Raw genomic sequence first — 14,767 nt, forward strand, 5'->3', positions numbered from 1 at the left:
CAAAGCCTCCTCGGGGTTCTCGCCCCTCATCGGTAGGTGTGTCCGTGGCCAGTGTCTGGCTGCCCGGCGGCGCCCTCGCGGGGGCCGTCGGGATCACAGTGGCGGAACCGCCCCGGTCTCACACCGGGTTCCTGGGCCACGGACCTGTGGGGGCTCAGCCTACGGTGGTCCCGTGACTTCCCCGCAGGCGCCTGGTCTCAATGTGGCCGTGCACGGCCACCCCAACCTGGACACCCTCCTGCTGTGGCACCCCGCGGTCCGCACCGACGCCGAGGCCGTCGGCGCGCTGGCGAGCCGGATCGCGACGCGCGGCGGGGTCCGGGTCGTCGTACCGACCTGGGAGGACGGGCGCGACCTGCTGCGCTCGGTGCGCTACGCCCGCGGGTCGGCGGTGCACCCTCCGGACCAGCTCTCCGTCGTCGGGTACGGCGCCGCCGGGATCGCCGCGCTGAGCCTGGCCCAGCACCAGCGGCGCCTCGGCATCGGCCTGCGCCGCGTCACCTGCGTCGACGGCGCGGCCGACCTGGTGGACCCGATCAGCGGGCAGCCGCTCGGCGTACCGGCGGCCCGGCCCGACCGGGTCACGACCGAGGTCGACGTCGTCGTCCCCGCGGTGGGCGGGGACTGGGCCGAGACGACCGTGACGGCGTGGCAGGGCGCGGGATGGGCCGCCACGCTCGTCCCGGCCGATCAGTTCACCTGGCGGGTGAGCCCCTCCCAGTAGGGCGCGCGGAGCTTGAACTTCTGGAGCTTGCCGGTCGCCGTGCGGGCCAGCTCGTCGCGGAACTCCACCGATGTCGGCGCCTTGTAGCCGGCCAGCCGGTCCTTGCACCAGCGGATCAGCTCGGCCTCCATCTCGGGGCCGGCGGTGGCGTCGGCGGAGAGCACGACGAGCGCCTTGATGGTCTCGCCCCACTTCTCGCTGGGGACGCCGATGACCGCGACCTCGGCGACGGCCGGGTGCGAGAAGAGGGTGTCCTCGACCTCGATCGAGGTGACGTTCTCGCCGCCGGTGATGATGACGTCCTTCTTGCGGTCGGCGATGATGAGGTAGCCGTCGTCGCCGACGAAGCCGCCGTCGCCGGTGTGGAACCAGCCGTCCTTGAGCGCGGCGGCCGACTCCTCGGGCTGCTCCCAGTAGCCCTCGAGGATCACGTTGGAGCGGGCCAGCACCTCGCCGGCGCCCTCCTCGGACTCGTCGATCGCCAGCCGTACGCCGAGCGCCGGCGCGCCCGCCCGGGTCAGCCGGGTGGCGCGCTCCTCGGCGGACAGGTCGTCCCACTCGGCCCGGGTGCGGTTGATGGTGAGGAGCGGGGAGGTCTCGGTGAGGCCGTAGATCTGGATGAACTCCCAGCCCAGCTCCTCCTGGACCCGGATGACGGTCTTGGTCGGCGGCGGGGCGCCGGCCATGATGATCCGCACCTTGTCGCGCCCGGGGATCTCGCCCTCCCAGGTCTGCGCGGCCTCCAGGACGGCGGCCGCGACCGCCGGCGCCGCGCACATCACGGTCACGCCGTGGTCGCGGACCCGGCGCAGGATCTCGGCGCCGTCGACCTTGCGCAGGATGACGTGCCGGGCGCCGACGCCGGTCATGGCGAAGGGCATCCCCCACCCGTTGGCGTGGAACTGCGGGAGCGTGTGGAGGTAGACGTCGCGGTCGCTGATCCCCGCGTGCAGGCCGAAGGTCAGCGCGTTGACCCAGATGTTGCGGTGGGTGATCTGGACGCCCTTGGGCCGCGCGGTCGTGCCGGAGGTGTAGTTGATCGTCGCCGTCGCGCCCTCGTCGTAGGCCCACGGACGCGGCTCGGTGCCCGGGGCGGCGTAGAGCGCGTCGTCGTCACCGAGGACGTACTTCTGCTCGCAGGTGACCCCGGCGAGCGACTCCTCGAGCTCGGGGTCGACGTAGAGGACGCGGGCACCGGAGTGCTCGACGATGTACTGCACCTCGTCGGGGCTGAGCCGGAAGTTGACCGGCACCAGCACCCGGCCCCACCCGCTGACGCCGAAGAACGACGTGAGCAGCCGGCTGCTGTTGTGGCTGACGACCGCGACCCGGTCGCCCACCCCGATCCCGAGCTCGTCGAGCCGGGCGGCCTGGCGGCGCGCGAGCGCACCGATCTCGGCGTAGGTCAGCTCGCCCTGGCTCGGCGCGGGCTGGGTCGGCTCGTCGACGACGCCCACCCGCTCGCCGTACACCTGGACGGCGCGGTCGAGGAAGTCGTTGACGCTGAAGGGGACGAACACGCGGGGGCCTCCCAGGGTGTGACACGGGTACGACGCGGGTGTGACACGGACCACCCTAGGCCCGCGGGCCAGGCGTCCGCTCCCTCCCAAAGGATGCATTCAGGCAGATGAGAGTCCTCTCATCCGGCTCTCACCGGCGGCCCACGGTGGGGCAGGATGATCGACGTCATGGGACGGGTCGGGAAGGTGCTGCTGCCGCTCGCGCTGCTGCTCGTGCTCGTCGCGTTCGCGGCGGGCGCGGTGGTCGCCGCGGGCGCGGACGACGAGCCGCCGGCCCGGCCGCCGGTCGACCTGCCGACGGCACCGGCCCCGACCACCCCGACCACGCCCGGCACGCCGACGCGGCCGACCGGCCCGACTGCGCCCCGGACCACCGACGAGGTGATCCGGCCGCAGCCGGACCTCGACGACGATGACGATGACGACCACGGCGACGACGACCGCCGGGACGACGACCGGCGAGGCGGCCGGGACGACCGGGACGACCGCGACGAGCGCGATGACGACTGAGCCCCGCCGCGGGGTCTCCGTCCGGACCCGGATCACCGCCGCGGTCGCCCTCCTCGTCACGGTCGCGCTCGCCGGCGCGGGGCTGATCGTCTACTTCGTCGAGAGCCGCTCGCTCACCGAGTCCACCCAGCGCGAGGTCGAGCAGGAGCTCGACGAGTTCGTCGCCCTGCAGAAGACCGGCGACTTCGCGTCCGTGCGCGACCTGCTCAGCGGCTTCCTCGAGCGCAACGTGCCCGACGAGGACGAGCTGCTCGTCGGCTGGGTCGGCGACGGCCGGATCGTGCGCTTCCCCGACGATCCGCTGGTCCGTGACCAGCGGTTCCTCGCCGCGGCCGCTCCCCTGGTCACCGACGGCGGTACGGCGTACCTCGACACCGACCGCGGCGAGGTCCGGATCACCAGCCAGCCGGTCACCCAGGGCGACCAGCGCGGGGCGCTGCTCGTCGTGACCTTCCTCGACGAGGAGCGCGGCGAGCTGCTGCGCACGATGCGGACGTACGCCCTGGTCGCGGTCATCGCCGCCGTCCTCGTCACCGCGACCGCGGCGTGGCAGTCGGGCCGGCTGCTGCGCCCGCTGCGCAGCCTGCGCACAGCCACCGAGAGCACCAGCGCCACCGACCTGTCCCGGCGGCTGCCCGAGCGCGGCAATGACGACATCACCGCGCTCACCCGGACCGTCAACGGCATGCTCGACCGGCTCGAGCACGCGTTCGCGGGGCAGCGGCAGTTCCTCGACGACGCCGGGCACGAGCTGCGCACGCCACTGACGATCCTGCGCGGGCACCTCGAGCTGCTCGACCCGCACGACCCGGTCGAGGTCGCCGAGACCCGCGCGCTGCTGCTCGACGAGGTGGACCGGATGGCGCGCCTGGTGGGCGATCTGATCCTGCTCGCCAAGAGCGACCGGCCCGACTTCCTCTCCCCCGCGACCACCGACATCGCCGACCTGCTCGCCGCCGTGGTCACCAAGGCCCGCGCCCTCGGCGAGCGCGACTGGGTGCTCGCCCTCGGCGACGACCTCCCGGCGGACCTGGTCCTCGACGCCCAGCGGATCACCCAGGCGCTGCTCGCCCTGGCCGACAACGCGGTCAAGCACACCGGCCCCGGCACCCGGATCGAGATCGGCGCCGGCCTCAGCAGCGGCGGCACCGGGACCCCGCTGCACTGCTGGGTGCACGACGCCGGGCCCGGGGTGGCCCCCGCGGACCGGGAGCGGATCTTCCAGCGGTTCGGGCGGGCCGCCGTACCGGAGGGGGACGAGGGGTTCGGCCTCGGGCTGTCCATCGTCGCCGCGATCGCCGAGGCCCACGGCGGCCGGGCGTACGCCGACCCGGCGCCGGGCGCCGGCGCCCGCTTCGTGGTCGAGGTTCCGGCCGTCCGCCCCGACCCGACCGACACCGAGGAGCTCCCGTGGCCCGCATCCTGATCGTCGAGGACGAGGAGCGGATCGCCTCGTTCGTCGCCAAGGGCCTGCGCGCCGAGGGCCACCAGACGACCGTCGCCGGCGACGGCCTGACCGGGCTCGACCACGCGCTCTCCGGCGACTTCGACCTGCTGGTGCTCGACATCGGCCTGCCCCGCCTCGACGGCTTCGCAGTCCTCGACCAGCTGCGCGCCCAGGGCTCGCGGATGCCGGTCATCGTGCTCACCGCCCGGGACTCGGTCACCGACACGGTCACCGCGCTCGAGGGCGGTGCGGACGACTACATGCCCAAGCCGTTCCGGTTCGCCGAGCTCAACGCCCGGGTCAAGCTGCGGCTGCGCCGCCTGGCCCCGGCCGACGGCGCGGGCGACGTCCTCGACCACCTCAGCGCCGGCCGCGTCCACCTCGACCTGCGCACCCGCCGGGCCACGGTGGCCGGGCGCGAGGTCGAGCTGTCCGCGCGGGAGTTCGCGCTCGCCGAGATCTTCCTGCGCCATGCCGGCCAGGTGCTGTCCCGCGAGCAGCTCCTCGACCACGTCTGGGGGTTGGACTTCGACCCGGGCTCCAACGTGGTCGACGTGTACGTCGGCTACCTGCGCCGCAAGCTCGGCGCCGACACGATCACGACCGTGCGCGGCATGGGCTACCGGCTCGACCGCTAGCCGCTAGCTCTTCCAGCTCAGCCGCGGCGCCGGCAGCGCGGCCAGCTCGGGCTCGAGCGCCTCGGCGACCTCGCGCGGCGCGGGCCGGTCGGCCGGGTCGGGCTCCAGCATCGCGTGGACGACCTTCGCCACCGCCGCCGGTACGTCATCGGGCAGCTCGGCCGGCGCGTCGAGCAGCTGCGGGAAGCGGGCCGCGGGCTCCGCGGCGTCCGGGTCGCCCTCGCGGAAGGCGCGGACGCCGGCCACCGCGTGGAACAGCGTGGTGCCCAGTCCCCAGACGTCGCTGGCGTAGCCCGGCACGCCGTACGCCGTCCCGGGCGCGGCCTGCTCGGGCGCGAGGTAGGCGTCGGTCCCGATCGGCGTGGTCAGCGCCGCCGCCTCGGCGTCCGGGCGCGCCACGGACAGGTCGATCATCCGGGCCGGGTCGCCCATGATCACGTTGCTCGGCTTGATGTCGAGGTGGCACACGTCCGCGTGCCGGAAGAAGTGCAGCGCCGAGGCGAGGTCGATCGCCAGCGGGAGGTACTGCTGCGGCGAGAGCCGCCGGTGCCGCCGGATCAACCGGGACAGGCTGGGCCCCTCGACGTGCTCGAGGACCAGGTGCGGACGCGGCCCCTCGGCGTCGTGGCGCAGGCCGCGGACGACCACCGGGTGGTGCGCGACGTCGAGCGCGGTCGCCTCGCGCACGAGGGCGCGGACCGTGCGCTCGTCGTCGGCCTCGGCGGGCCGGACGACCTTGACCACGACGGGACCGTAGGTGATCTCGTCGAACGCGAGGTACGCCTCGTAGGCGGAGCCACCCCCGAGCAGCCGCTGCGCGGTCAGCTCGGGGGTGATCGCGTCACCCTCGGCGAAGTGCCAGGAGGACAGCTCCACGGTGCTCACCCGCGGGTGTTGTGCCGGCTGCGGTCGTTGGTGTGGTTGCGCGACCAGTCGCGGACCTTGGGGCCGGGGCCGTCCTGGGTCCAGTCGCGGACGGCACGGCCCGAGCGGCTGTCGTCGCGACCGCTGCGCGCACCGGTCCGGGTGTTGTCGCGGCTGTTGCCGGTCCGGGTGACCCGGGTGTTGGTCCGGGTCTGGGCCTTCGTGCCGGTGTGGGTGTCGGCCACCTGACGGGCGCGGAGGGCGTCGGCCGGGTCGTCGTCATCGTCCTCGACGACGAGCACGACGTCCGGGGTGTCCTCCTCGCGCTTGACGGCGAGGTCGCCGTCCGAGCCGCTGCCCGCGTCGGCGGGCCAGGCGAGCAGGCTCACGGTCAGGCCGGAGGCCATCAGGCCGACCAGTCCGGTCGCGACGGCGGCGATGGGCTTCTTCTTCATGGGTGCTCCTCGGTCCGGGGGGACGTCGACCCTGCGTCGACGTCCCTCACCCTTCCGAGCGGCCGTGAGGTCACCATGAGCCGACCATGAGAGGGCTCTCATGGTCGGCGTCGTGCCGGTGCGCTCAGCCGTGCTTGATCTTCGGCGACATCTTGCCCGGGCCGAAGCCGGCGCCCATGCCCCCGCGCAGGGCGTCGTCGCTGTAGCTGTAGTCGTCGTCGCTGAAGATGTCCATCGTCGTCACGTCGAGGCTGAACCGGACCCAGCGCGGGTTGCCCAGGCAGGAGCGCGGGATCTTCGTGGTCATCACCGTGCGGCCCTTGTCGAAGGAGCGCTTCAGCCCGGGGCAGCGGACCGTGGGGTCCTTGCGCTTCGAGCTGAGGTCGAGGAGCTCGACGCTGTTGCCGAGCATCGGCATCCGCATCGACATGAGCAGGAACCGCTTGTTCGGCGTGCGGATCAGCGAGTTCACCATGAGCGCGCCCTTCATCGCGGTCCGGGTGCGGACCTTGATGGTGAGGTGACGGCCCCGGTGGTTCGCGACCACGCGCGTGACGTCGATGTCGGTGCGATCGGGCACGGGCGTCAGCTCGCCGACCTCCCCCATCGTCTCCCGGACGACATCGCCCACGGCGTCGTCGTGGGTCCACCGCTCGGCCTGGGCGGGCGCGGCGAGCGCGGCGGTCGTGCCGACCAGCGCGAGGGACAAGGACAGGGTGGCGACGGTACGCCGGACGGTGCTGAGCATGGGGATACCTTGGCAGAGGCTCACCATTCTCGGGACAGGACCCGGCAGAAGACGCGTGTCCCGAGGCTCCGCAGGCTCACGAGGACCGCGCGCGCCGGTGCCGCCGTACGGCGTCGCGGTTGGCGCAGGCGTGCGAGCAGTACCGCTGGCGCCCCGGCCGGCTGTGGTCGGCGAACGCCCGCCCGCACTCGTCGAGGGCGCAGCGCCCGAGCCGGTGCATGCCGTGCGCGGTGAGGTGGTCGGCCGCGGCGACCGCGCTCGACGCGGCCAGGATCTCGCCCAGACTGGCGTCGTCCGGGCGGTGGTGGACGTGCCAGCCGCTGCCGTCGTGGTCGGTCACCGTGGGCGGCCCGGCGTACCGCGCGAGCAGCTCGTTGAGGACGACGACCCGCGCCGCCTCGTCCACGGCGTCGACCATCCGGGCCCACGCCGCCAGGCACGCGCCGACCACGGCGAGGTCGCTCTCCCGCGGCCGGCTCTCCAGCGGCATGCCCGCCGCGACCCAGCGCGCCGCGACCTCGTCGGCGTCCGCCGGCGGCTCGTTGAGCAGGCCGATCATCACGTCCAGCAGCGGGCGTGCGTAAGGCTTTACAAGCACAAGAGCATTACACCACGCTCCGAGCCATGGCCCCCACCCCACCGCGTCCCCCCGGTTGGCAGCCGCTGGTCGCCTGCTGCCTGAGCACCTTCCTCCTGCTCCTCTACACGTCCGTCGTCACGGTGGCGCTGCCCAGCATCGGCGCGGACCTCGGCGCCGGCTTCGCGGCCCAGCAGTGGGTGGTCGACGGCTACACCGTCGCGCTGGCCGGCCTCCTGCTCGGCGCCGGAGCCCTGAGCGACGCCGCCGGGAGCCGCCGGGTGCACCTGGCCGGCCTGGCCGGGTTCACCGCGGCGACGCTCGCCTGCGCCCTGGCCGGATCGCCCGGCTGGCTCGTCGCGGCCCGCGCCGCGCAGGGCGTGGCAGGTGCGGCCCTGTTCGCGACGATCCTGCCGCTCATCGCCCAGACCTACACCGAGCCACGGCGCCGGGCGAGCGCCTTCGGGATCTGGGGCGCCGTGGCCGGCGGCGCCTCCGCGGTCGGCACCGTGGGCGGCGGCCTCCTCACGGCGTACGCCGGCTGGCGGTGGCTCTTCGGGGCCGGACTCCCCCTGTGCGCGCTCGCCCTCGTCCTGGCCCACCGCTCGCTCCCCCGGACACCTCAGGCGACGGCGCGGCCCCCGGCGGACCGGCGCGGCATCGCCCTGATCACCGTCGCGATCACCGCGGCCGCCACGGCCGTGATCGGCGGCGGTTCCTGGTGGGCCGCCGCCGTCGCCGCGCTCGCCCTGGCCGGCTTCGTGCACACCGCGCGGCGCTGCCCCCAACCCGTGCTCCCGCTCGGCCTGCTCACCTCGCCCCGGTACGCCGCGGTGCTCCTGACCGCCTTCGGCTACTACTTCGCCGCGTTCGGCGCGCTGCCCGCCCTGGCCACCTGGCTCCAGACCGACCTGCACCTGGGCCCGCTGACCACCTCGCTGGTCCTCGTCGCCCAGCTGCTCGTGTTCATCGCCGTCTCAGGCCTGCTCACCCGGCACCTGCACGCCCTCGCCCCCACCTGGACGCTCGGCGCCGGCACCGTCCTGGTCGGCCTCGGCGCCCTCGCCGGGACCGCGCTGGCCCTCGGCCCGGCCTGGCCGGCCCTGGCGCCCTTCCTGGTCCTGACCGGCTTCGGCGCCGGCCTGGTCTCCCCCGCGCTCCCGGCGCTGGCGATCGCCGCCGCCCCCGCGCACCAGGCCGGGGTCGCGAGCAGCGCCGCGAACGCCGTACGCCAGCTCGGGCTGGCGCTCGGCATCGCGGCCTGCGGGACGATCGCCGCGACCTCGGGCGGCACGGTCACCCGCGCCGGGCTCTCGGCCGCTCTCGCCGCATGCGCCCTGACGGCGCTCGGGACCGGGGTCCTCGCGGCGGTGCTGCTGAGGGGTGGTGGGCGCAACAGGGATCGAACCTGTGACCGCCTCGTTGTAAGCGAGGAGCTCTACCGCTGAGCTATGCGCCCCAGAAGCCGGGACAGCGTACCGAAGCCTGCTCCGGGCACCGAAACGAGGCGCACTCAGGAGAAAGCGTCAAAAATGAGCCGAACCGCTGGCGTCTCGGGTCACCAGCGGTTCGACAACAGGAACATTACCGGCCACCCCCGGCCCATCCAACCGTTCCCGGGGATTTGGGCCAAAAATGATCCGAAAGAACTAGACGACCTACCCGACCGGCCTATCCCGCGGCCGCGCGGAGCGCCTCGAGGAGCTCGTCGGCGCTGCGTGCGGCGGGCTTGGGGTGGTGCACGGCCCAGGTGAGCCGCCCCGCCTTGTCGACCACGTACGACGACCGCTCGGCCGACCCGCCCCGCTCGTCGAAGACCCCGTAGGCCCGGGCCACCTCGCCGTGCGGCCAGAAGTCGCTGAGCAGCGGGAAGTTGAGCCCGTCGGCGTCGCTGAACGCCCGCAGCGCGTAGACCGGGTCGCAGGAGATCGCGAGCACCTCGGTGTCGAAGGTGAGGAACTCGTCGAGGCGGGTCCGGAAGGCGTTCATCTCACCGGTGCACACGCCGCTGAACGCGAACGGGTAGAAGACCAGGGCGACCGCCTTGACCCCCCGGTACGACGACAGCGTGGTGTCCTGCCCGAACTGGTCGCGCAGGGTGAAGTCGGGGGCCGGGCCGCCGAGCTCGATGCCCAGCGCGCTGGTGGCCGGTCCTGCCGCGTCGGGCCTCACTCGGCAGGCTCGATCGCGGCGAGCTCGCGCTTGAGGACCTTGCCGGTCGCGTTGCGGGGCAGCTCGTCGAGGAACACGATCTCGCGCGGCACCTTGTAGCGGGCCAGGTTCTGCTTCACCAGGTCCTTCAGCTCGTCGGCGGAGACCGGGTCGGCGTCGGGCACGCGGACCACGAAGGCGCGCAGGCGCTTGCCGAAGTCGGGGTCGTCGACCCCGATCGCGGCGACCTCGGCGACCCGCTCGTGACCGGCCAGGCAGTCCTCGATCTCCTTGGGGAAGACGTTCTCGCCGCCGGAGACGATCATCTCGTCGTCGCGGCCCTCGACGTAGAGGCGGCCCTCGGCGTCGAAGCGGCCCACGTCGCCCGAGGACATCAGGCCGTCGACCATCTCCTTGCCACCTCCGCCGGTGTAGCCCTCGATCTGGAGGCTGTTGCCGACGAAGATCCGCCCGGACTCGCCCCGCGGCACCTCGCGGCCCTCGCCGTCGAGGATCCGGACGACGGTCTGGTGCGGGAGCCGGCCGGCGGTGCCGGGCGCCTTGCGCAGGTCGTCGGGCGAGGCGATCGAGGCCCAGGCGACCTCGGTCGAGCCGTAGATCGAGTAGAGGTTCTCGCCGTAGCGGTCCATCCACTGGGTCGGCAGGTCGCCGGGCAGCGCGGAGCCGGACGAGGCGACCGCCTTGAGCTGCGGCAGCGGGTAGCGGTCGAGGGTCTCGGCGGGCAGCGCCAGGATGCGCTGGAGCATCACCGGGATGACCGCGAAGGAGTCGCACTTCTCGTCGCGCAGCAGGCGCAGCGCGTCCTCGGGGTCGAACTTGCGGGTCAGCACGAGCGTGGTGCCGAGCATCATCGAGAGCTGGTAGTGCGCGAAGCCCCAGGTGTGGAACAGCGGCGCCGCGACGTGGCAGCGCCAGCCGCTGCGCAGCGGCATCCGGGACAGCAGCGAGATCGCCGCCGGCAGGCCGCCCTGGGGGCGGGGCGCGCCCTTGGGCGTACCGGTGGTGCCCGAGGTCAGGATGATCGTGCGGCCCTTGGCGGACGGCGGCGCGAGGTCGTCGGTGCGCCCGGCCGCGAGCCCGGCGCCGATGATCCCCTCGAGGCTGTCGGCCCCCGCCTCGCCGTCGGTCCAGCCGAGCACCCGGTCGGCGATGTCGGCCCCGGCGAGCAGCCCGGTGAACTCCTCGTCGTGGATGACCACGCGCGGCTTCTCCCGGGTCAGCACGTCGGCCAGCTGCGGGCCGGCGAACGCGGTGTTGAGGTAGAGCACGTCGGCGCCCAGCTTGCTGATCGCGATCGACGCCTCGATGAACCCGCGGTGGTTGCGGCACATCACCGCGACCCCGTCGCCGGGCGCGACGCCCCGGGCACGCAGCCCGTGGGCCAGCGCGTTGGTCCGCGCCTGGAGCTCGCCGAAGGTCAGCGCACCGCGCTCGTCGATGATCGCCGTCTGCTCGGGCATCCGCAGCGCGATCGTCTTGAAGCCGCCCGCGGGCGTGGTGCTCCACTGCCGCAGGGCGTTGGCCATGCCAGCCAGGACCTGCGGCGAGTAGGGCCGGACGATCCCCGACTCGGTGAGGATCTTCAGGCTCGTCCTGGCGTCCTTGACCTTGCCGGTGACCCGATCGGCGATGTTACTCATGAGTTCAGTCTAGAGGGGGTCAGGCGATCGACTTCGGGGCGACCAGCCGGGTCGCCGCCCAGTCCTTGCTGACCGTGGCCGCGGTGGTCTGGGCCAGCCCGGCGACCGGAGCCGCCTCGGCGATGTCCGCGGCGTCGACCGCCCCGGGGCGCCCGATCTTGGGCGTGAGCAGCCAGATGACCCCGCCGCCGACCAGGTCGGTCAGCGCGTCGACGAGTCCGTCGACCAGGTCGCCGTCGTCCTCGCGCCACCAGAGCAGCACGGCGTCGACGACATTGCCGTAGTCACCGTCGACCATGTCCCCGTCGATCGCGTCCTCGAGCGCGACCCGCAAGGCGTCGTCGGTGTCGTTGTCCCAGCCGAGTTCCTGGACCACCATGCCCGGCTTGAGGCCCATCCGCTCGGCGGGTCCGGTCGGGGTGGTGCCGCCAGGGGCGGTCGAAGTCACGGTGAGTCCTCCAGTGGTTCGGGGTACGACGACGGTCCCGCGAACGTGCGGGTTGGGGAGTAGTCCAGCGGAGTCAGGTACCCAGGCGCAACCCTCTGGCACTCCGAGCCCCCTCCGCGACCGTACTCATGGGTAGATTTTCAGCCCTGGAGCGAGGTGCAACGATGGGCAGCGTGACCTCCGACACGAACTCCGGTGGCCCCACCCCGGCCGCCCGCGCAGGTTCGGCACCCTCGGTCATCCATGAGGGCCTGCCCACCCAGCTTCCCGACATCGACCCGGACGAGACCCAGGACTGGATCGACTCGTTCAACGCGCTCATCGACGAGCGCGGCCGCGAGCGCGCCCGCTACGTGATGCTGCGCCTGCTGGAGCGGGCCCGGGAGGCCCAGGTCGGCGTCCCGGCGCTGCGCAGCACGGACTACATCAACACGATCCCGCCCGAGCGCGAGCCGTGGTTCCCCGGCGACGAGGACGTCGAGCGCCGGATCCGGGCGTTCATCCGCTGGAACGCCGCGGTGATGGTCTCCAGCGCCAATCGCAAGGGCCTCGAGGTCGGCGGGCACATCGCCACCTACCAGTCGAGCGCGAGCCTCTACGAGGTCGGCTTCAACCACTTCTTCCGCGGCAAGGACCACCCGGGCGGCGGCGACCAGATCTTCATCCAGGGCCACGCCTCCCCCGGCATCTACGCCCGGGCCTACCTCGAGGGCCGGCTCTCCGAGGAGCAGCTGTTCCGCTTCCGCCAGGAGGTCCAGCACGGCAAGGGCGCCGGCCTGTCGTCGTACCCGCACCCGCGGCTGATGCCGGACTTCTGGGAGTTCCCGACGGTCTCGATGGGCCTGACCGGCATCAACTCGATCTACCAGGCGCGGTTCAACCGCTACCTGCACAACCGCGGCATCAAGGACACCGCCGCGCAGCACGTCTGGGCGTTCCTGGGCGACGGCGAGATGGCCGAGCCCGAGTCGCTCGGCGCGATCCGGATCGCGGCCCGCGAGGAGCTCGACAACCTCACCTGGGTGATCAACTGCAACCTGCAGCAGCTCGACGGCCCGGTCACGGGCAACGGCAAGATCATCCAGGAGCTCGAGGCCAACTTCCGCGGCGCCGGCTGGAACGTCATCAAGGTCGTCTGGGGCCGTGAGTGGGACGCCCTGCTCGCCCGCGACGTCGACGGCGTGCTCGTCAACCAGATGAACTCCACCCCCGACGGCGCGTTCCAGACCTTCTCGGTCGAGGACGGCGCCTACACCCGCGAGCACTTCTTCGGCCCGGACCCGCGGCTGCGGGCGATGGTCGAGCACATGAGCGACCGGCAGATCGAGAAGCTGCCGCGCGGCGGCCACGACTACCGCAAGGTCTACGCCGCGTTCGACGCCGCGACCAAGCACGTCGGGCAGCCGACCGTGATCCTGGCGCACACCGTCAAGGGCTGGACGATCGACGCCCTCGAGGGCAAGAACGCCACCCACCAGATGAAGAAGCTGACCCAGGACGACCTGAAGAAGTTCCGCGACCGGCTCTACCTGCCGATCAGCGACCGCGACCTCGAGACGGCCTACGACGCCACGGGCGCGGCGCCGTTCTTCCACCCGGGCGCGGACTCGCCGGAGATCGAGTACATGATGGAGCGGCGGCGCCAGCTCGGCGGCTCGCTCCCCCGGCGCGTCGACCGCTCGACGATGCTGACCCTGCCCGGCGACAGCACCTACGCCGAGCTCAAGAAGGGTGCCGGCAACCACAAGGTCGCCACGACCATGGCCGCCGTCCGGCTGCTCAAGGACTGGATGAAGGACCCCGGCATCGGCAAGCGGATCGTCCCGATCGCGCCCGACGAGTACCGCACCTTCGGCATGGACGCGATGTTCCCCTCGGCCAAGGTCTACGACCCGCACGGCCAGCAGTTCGAGTCCGTCGACCGCAACATGCTGCTGCAGTACAAGATGTCCGCACAGGGCCAGATGCTCCACGAGGGCATCTCCGAGGCCGGCGCGATGGCCTCCGCGATCGCGGCCGGGTCGTCGTACACGACCCACGGCGAGCCGATGATCCCGTTCTACATCTTCTACTCGATGTTCGGCTTCCAGCGCACCGGCGACTCGATCTGGGCGATGGCCGACCAGCTCTCCCGCGGCTTCCTGGTCGGCGCGACCGCCGGCCGGACGACGCTCACGGGTGAGGGTCTGCAGCACGCCGACGGCCACTCGCCGCTGATCGCGGCGACCAACCCGGCCGTCGTCCACTACGACCCGGCGTTCGGCTACGAGGTCGGCCACATCATGCGCTCGGGCCTCGAGCGGATGTACGGCGCCGGCCCCGAGCACCCGCGCGGCGAGGACGTGATCTTCTACCTCACCGTCTACAACGAGCCCGTCGCCCAGCCCGCCGAGCCCGAGGGCCTCGACGTCGCGGGCCTGCTCAAGGGTCTCTACCGGGTCACCGAGTCGGCGCCCGCCGAAGGCCCGCGGGTCCGGCTGCTCGCCTCCGGCGTCGGCTTCCCGTGGATCGCCGAGGCCCAGCAGATCCTCGCCGACGAGTGGGGCGTCCAGGCCGAGACCTGGTCGGTCACCTCGTGGAACGAGCTCGCGCGCGACGGCATCGCGACCGAGAAGTGGAACCTCCTGCACCCCGACGAGGCCCACCGCACGCCGTACGTCGCGACGGCGCTGGGCGAGGGTGCCCACGCCCAGGCCCCCGTGGTCGCGGTCTCGGACTACATGACCGCCGTCCCGCTGCAGATCGCGCAGTGGGTCCCGGCCGACTACCGGGTGCTCGGCGCCGACGGCTTCGGCTTCGCCGACACCCGTCCGGCCGCGCGGCGCTTCTTCCAGGTCGACGCCCCGTCCGTCGTCGTCGCGGCGCTCGCCGCGCTCGCCGACGCCGGCGAGATCGACCCGGCCCGGGTCAAGGAGGCCGTCGAGCGCTACCGCATCGACGACCCGACCGCCGCGGCCGGCGTCCTCCAGGAGGGCGGCGACGCCTGAGCCCACCGGCTCCTCGTCCGTGCGGGCGTCCTCGCGA

General features: G+C 73.0%; 13 protein-coding genes, 1 tRNA gene and 1 pseudogene. 6 read left to right on the forward strand and 9 right to left on the reverse strand.

The window, feature by feature from the left end; all coding sequences use genetic code 11:
• Positions 1–172: 172 nt before the first annotated feature.
• Positions 173–724: a hypothetical protein gene (locus tag CCO04_RS25740; protein ID WP_215817038.1), complete on the forward strand. Its 552-nt coding sequence runs from the start codon at positions 173–175 to the stop codon at positions 722–724.
• Here CCO04_RS25740 and CCO04_RS25745 read toward each other — a convergent pair.
• A complete protein-coding gene (locus CCO04_RS25745) occupies positions 691–2,244 on the reverse strand; it encodes an AMP-binding protein (RefSeq protein WP_215817039.1) in 1,554 nt (517 codons plus the stop codon). The genes CCO04_RS25740 and CCO04_RS25745 overlap by 34 nt on opposite strands.
• 168 nt (positions 2,245–2,412) lie before the next feature.
• Between CCO04_RS25745 and CCO04_RS25750 the strand changes: the two genes are divergently transcribed.
• Genes CCO04_RS25750 through CCO04_RS25760 form a run of 3 tightly spaced genes read left to right on the forward strand, consistent with a single transcriptional unit; the run spans position 2,413 to position 4,839 of the window.
• On the forward strand, positions 2,413–2,754 hold the full coding sequence (locus CCO04_RS25750; RefSeq protein ID WP_215817040.1) for a hypothetical protein: 342 nt from the start codon (positions 2,413–2,415) through the stop codon (positions 2,752–2,754).
• Positions 2,663–4,180, forward strand: a complete 1,518-nt coding sequence (locus CCO04_RS25755; protein WP_252373894.1) for a cell wall metabolism sensor histidine kinase WalK — start codon at positions 2,663–2,665, stop codon at positions 4,178–4,180. Before CCO04_RS25750 ends, CCO04_RS25755 begins: the two co-directional genes overlap by 92 nt.
• Positions 4,165–4,839, forward strand: a complete 675-nt coding sequence (locus CCO04_RS25760; protein ID WP_215817042.1) for a response regulator transcription factor — start codon at positions 4,165–4,167, stop codon at positions 4,837–4,839. Before CCO04_RS25755 ends, CCO04_RS25760 begins: the two co-directional genes overlap by 16 nt.
• A 3-nt stretch (positions 4,840–4,842) precedes the next feature.
• Here CCO04_RS25760 and CCO04_RS25765 read toward each other — a convergent pair whose 3' ends face one another.
• The 4 genes from CCO04_RS25765 to CCO04_RS30010 form a co-directional block, all read right to left on the reverse strand.
• Positions 4,843–5,724, reverse strand: a complete 882-nt coding sequence (locus CCO04_RS25765) for a serine/threonine-protein kinase (RefSeq protein WP_308281540.1) — start codon at positions 5,722–5,724, stop codon at positions 4,843–4,845.
• Positions 5,721–6,158 (reverse strand): hypothetical protein, encoded by a 438-nt coding sequence (locus CCO04_RS25770; RefSeq protein WP_215817043.1) that lies wholly within the window; start codon positions 6,156–6,158, stop codon positions 5,721–5,723. The genes CCO04_RS25765 and CCO04_RS25770 overlap by 4 nt, the downstream gene beginning before the upstream one ends.
• Before the next feature lie 124 nt (positions 6,159–6,282).
• On the reverse strand, positions 6,283–6,906 hold the full coding sequence (locus tag CCO04_RS25775; protein ID WP_215817044.1) for a hypothetical protein: 624 nt from the start codon (positions 6,904–6,906) through the stop codon (positions 6,283–6,285).
• 76 nt (positions 6,907–6,982) lie between these two features.
• On the reverse strand, positions 6,983–7,504 hold the full coding sequence (locus tag CCO04_RS30010) for a CGNR zinc finger domain-containing protein (protein ID WP_257751617.1): 522 nt from the start codon (positions 7,502–7,504) through the stop codon (positions 6,983–6,985).
• Between the two features lie 26 nt (positions 7,505–7,530).
• On the opposite strand from CCO04_RS30010, the pseudogene CCO04_RS29540 reads away from it, so the two are divergent.
• Positions 7,531–8,805, forward strand: a pseudogene (locus tag CCO04_RS29540) (MFS transporter); the annotation flags it as partial.
• A gap of 62 nt (positions 8,806–8,867) precedes the next feature.
• On the opposite strand, the gene CCO04_RS25790 reads toward CCO04_RS29540, so the two are convergent.
• From CCO04_RS25790 to CCO04_RS25805, 4 genes are all read right to left on the reverse strand, one after another.
• Positions 8,868–8,942: transfer RNA gene (locus CCO04_RS25790), tRNA-Val, on the reverse strand.
• Positions 8,943–9,154: 212 nt separating this feature from the next.
• A complete protein-coding gene (locus tag CCO04_RS25795; RefSeq protein WP_308281541.1) occupies positions 9,155–9,655 on the reverse strand; it encodes a peroxiredoxin in 501 nt (166 codons plus the stop codon).
• On the reverse strand, positions 9,652–11,295 hold the full coding sequence (locus tag CCO04_RS25800) for an AMP-binding protein (protein WP_215817045.1): 1,644 nt from the start codon (positions 11,293–11,295) through the stop codon (positions 9,652–9,654). The genes CCO04_RS25795 and CCO04_RS25800 overlap by 4 nt, the downstream gene beginning before the upstream one ends.
• Before the next feature lie 19 nt (positions 11,296–11,314).
• A complete protein-coding gene (locus CCO04_RS25805) occupies positions 11,315–11,692 on the reverse strand; it encodes a DUF3052 domain-containing protein (RefSeq protein ID WP_082003982.1) in 378 nt (125 codons plus the stop codon).
• A gap of 224 nt (positions 11,693–11,916) precedes the next feature.
• Between CCO04_RS25805 and aceE the strand changes: the two genes are divergently transcribed.
• Positions 11,917–14,730, forward strand: coding sequence for a pyruvate dehydrogenase (acetyl-transferring), homodimeric type (gene aceE, locus CCO04_RS25810; protein WP_374197028.1), 2,814 nt, complete (start codon positions 11,917–11,919; stop codon positions 14,728–14,730).
• Positions 14,731–14,767 lie beyond the last annotated feature (37 nt).

The organism is Pimelobacter sp. 30-1 (genome assembly GCF_018831735.1).
Lineage (GTDB): Bacteria > Actinomycetota > Actinomycetes > Propionibacteriales > Nocardioidaceae > Nocardioides.